At 69.0% G+C, this 3,040-nt stretch carries 4 protein-coding genes; 1 reads left to right on the top strand and 3 read right to left on the bottom strand.

All coding sequences use genetic code 11. The features are described from left to right. Nucleotides 1-374: type II toxin-antitoxin system VapB family antitoxin (locus tag ACFVJS_RS18170; RefSeq protein ID WP_378883012.1), on the top strand; the 374-nt coding region annotated here is incomplete at its 5' end. Here ACFVJS_RS18170 and ACFVJS_RS18165 read toward each other — a convergent pair. The 3 genes from ACFVJS_RS18165 to ACFVJS_RS18155 form a co-directional block, all read right to left on the bottom strand. After that, the gene (locus ACFVJS_RS18165) at nucleotides 358-792 is read right to left on the bottom strand and encodes a hypothetical protein (protein ID WP_378883010.1); all 435 of its coding nucleotides are present in this window, start codon (nucleotides 790-792) and stop codon (nucleotides 358-360) included. The genes ACFVJS_RS18170 and ACFVJS_RS18165 overlap by 17 nt on opposite strands. Before the next feature lie 99 nt (nucleotides 793-891). After that, nucleotides 892-2,514: an ABC-F family ATP-binding cassette domain-containing protein gene (locus ACFVJS_RS18160; RefSeq protein ID WP_378883007.1), complete on the bottom strand. Its 1,623-nt coding sequence runs from the start codon at nucleotides 2,512-2,514 to the stop codon at nucleotides 892-894. Between the two features lie 124 nt (nucleotides 2,515-2,638). After that, a partial coding sequence (locus ACFVJS_RS18155) for a hypothetical protein (protein ID WP_378883004.1) occupies nucleotides 2,639-3,040 on the bottom strand: 402 nt, incomplete at its 5' end.

The raw sequence follows: 3,040 nt of genomic DNA, 5'->3' as shown, positions 1-3,040 counted from the left end.
GCCCGGACACGAACGGCGCGTGTGCGGCAGAGGCCCGCGCTTCTTTGTCTGCTGCAAACAAGACCCTGCACGGATTCAACTGCACCTTCCAGCCCAGTACCCCGTGTCGCAGGTCATTGCGTTGCATGGCGGGCGCCGCTAGCGTTTCGCTGTTTCATCAGGATTCCGTGCGGGGGTACGCAATGACCGAGACGTCGATCAGCATCGACGAGGAGCTGTTGGCCGAGGCGAGGAAGATCGCCGGGACGACGACCAACCAGGCTGCGATCGACCACGCGCTGCGGGACCTGGTCGAGCGCGAGGCCGCCTCCGCCGAGTTCGACAGCATCGTCGAGCGCGAGCTGGGCGACACGAAGGTCACGTTGGAGTTCTGATCTCACCGAGCGCGTCCAGCGGGATCGGCCAGAAGTCGTGGTCGGTCGCGAGATGGACGACGTCGAGCGGCACCCCGGCGACGACGCACGCTCCATAGAGCTCTGCGGCGTTCTTGCGGTCCGAGCCGTTCGGTGGGCCACCACCCGGACGGCACAACAGGAGCTCCACGCGGTCGAAGCCATGCGCATCGACCAGGTCGTGCAGCATCGTGGCGAGGTTGGCGGCGCCGTCACCAGCGATCTCCACCGGCACGCCCTCGATCTGGCACAGCTGCGGGAACGGGACCCCGTCGGGATCGACCAACATGAACCACAGCCGTGGCTCGGGCCAGCCGAGGGGATTGATCAGATGACGCCAGGCGGCTTCGACGTCGGCCTGGGTGCGGAGGACTGGAGCGTACGGGATCTTGTCGGTCATGGGTCTACGGCACCATGACCTCCCGGCGAGGACAACGACGATCCGAAGCCCTGTGGATAACGCTGCTCATCCACAGGGCTTCGCTCGTAAGTGGCCCGGTCAGCGCCCCCGTTCGGGCACCAGCCGATGCTCGGGGCCTGACCAGCGTCGGCGCAGCCACCGGTCGTGAGAGGCGACGACGATGGTGCCCGGGGTGGCCCCGATCGCCTCCTCGAGCTCGCCGGCGAGCGTGAGCGAGATGTGGTTGGTCGGCTCGTCGAGGAGCAGCAGGTCCGGGCCGGTGGCGATGGCGATGGCCAGGTCGAGCCGGCGGCGCTGCCCGACGCTCAGCGCTCCAACCGGCCTGTTGAGGTCTCGCGGATGAACCAGCCCGAGATCGCGCAATGGCACCCGAGCCGCCAACACCTCCCCCACCGACTCCAGATAGACGTCGGCGACCTTGCGCCGCAGGTCGCCGAACTGCGGGTCCTGGGTGAGCTCCTCCACGTGCCGGGCACTGACCTGGACCTCGCCCGAGGTCGGCTTCACCCGGCCGGAGATCACCCCGAGCAGCGTGGACTTGCCGCTGCCGTTTGGCCCGGTGATCAGCAGGTGCTCGCCTGCCGCGATGTCGAGGACCGGCAGGCTGACCCGCTCCTCGACGACCAGGTCGCGTGCGACGACCATCCGCCCGCTCGCCCCGGCAGCCGACAGCGCGGCATTGAGGCGTAGCGGCGGAAGCGGCTTGCGTACCTGCGCCTCCTCGGCCTCCTCCAGCCGCCGGTTGGCGTCCTTCTTGCGGCGGGCGACGGTGCGCTCGACATTGCTGCCCTTGAACTTGTAGATGAACTTGTCGCCGTCGGTCGGACCGCGGTTGTGGGCGATCGCGCCGTTGCCGATCTTGGTCGCCGTGCGGAGTCGCTTGAGCTCCTCCTGCTGATCTGCGTACGTCTGCTCCCACCGCTCCCTGGCCGCCTTCCGTGCCTCCTCGTAGTCGCTCCACCCGCCGCCGAAGAGCCGCCCGCCGGCTCCGTCGGTGCCGAAGGCGGTCGGGTCGAGGTCGAAGAGCCCCGTGGCGACCTCGTCGAGGAAGACGCGGTCGTGGGAGGCCATCAGGACGACGCCGGGGAGGTCACGCAGGAACTCCCCCAGCACCGTGACCGCCTCGTCGTCGAGGTGGTTGGTCGGTTCGTCGAGCAGCAACGCGTCGGGGCGGCGGGTGATCGCGGTCGCGAGGGCCAGCCTGGTGCGCTGCCCGCCCGAGAGCGTGCTGATCGGACGGTCGCGGTCGAGACCGCTCAGTCCGAGCCGCTCGGCGGCCAGGATGGCGCGCCGGTCGGCGTCCCAGGCGTCGTGGGCGACCGCGAAGTCGAGCGCACTCGCGTACGTCTCGGCGATGTCGGGATCAGCGAGCCGATCGGCGAGCGTCTCGACCGTGGCGACGGCCTCGCGGAGTGGCTGCAGGGTCGTGGCGAGAACGTCCTCGATGCTCGCCTCGTCACGGAACGGCGGCTCCTGCGGCAGCCAGACGAGGTCGTCGGGCGTCTCGAGCGTGCCTGTGCGGTGGGCGGTCCGCGGCAGCCGGTGTGCGATAGCGCGGAGCAGTGTGGACTTACCGGCGCCGTTCTCCCCCACGAGCGCGATCCGCTCGCCCGGGGAGACGGTGAGATCGATCCCGGTGAGAACGGAGCCGCTGCGGAAGGAGACCGAGAGGTCGCGGACGACGATCGGGTTCATAGACATGAGCGCTGGCCTTCTCGAGAGACAGGAAGACCCGCCGGGCGGTGCCGCGGTCGCGGGTCTAGGTCAGCGCTTGATGATCATGATGAGACCAGCGTACGCGACCCCGACCCGCGACCGCGAATGATTAACGCGCGACCTCGTCGATGATCCCGGAGAGGCGCTTCATCCAGGTGTACTTCGAGGCGCTGATGGTGTCGTCGCCGTCCAGCTTGCCGTCACGGTCGAGGGCGTAGCTGAAGATCCCGCCCTTCCCGCCGCCCTCGGGCTGCCAGTTGGCGTACGCCGCGGCCCGGCTCTCGCCGAACGGGACGGTGGTGTCGAGCCAGTGCCAGCCGCGCTCCTCGTAGAAGGAGAACCCGGGCAGGAACTGGCACGAGCTGATGTAGGGCGCGAACGTCTCCCAGGTGCCCTGCAGGCGGCCCGGGTCCCGGCCGTAGGCCTGCAGCAGCACGTAGTCGACGTACTCGGCGATCTGCGGGAAGAGCGGGTGGTTGCCGGTCATGTTGGTGTCGTAGATCAGGTAGCG

The organism is Nocardioides sp. NPDC057772, assembly GCF_042798075.1.
Taxonomy (GTDB): Bacteria; Actinomycetota; Actinomycetes; order Propionibacteriales; family Nocardioidaceae; genus Nocardioides.
The sequence above is the reverse complement of the archived record's forward strand: the minus strand, read 5'-3'. Positions and strand labels throughout refer to the sequence as shown.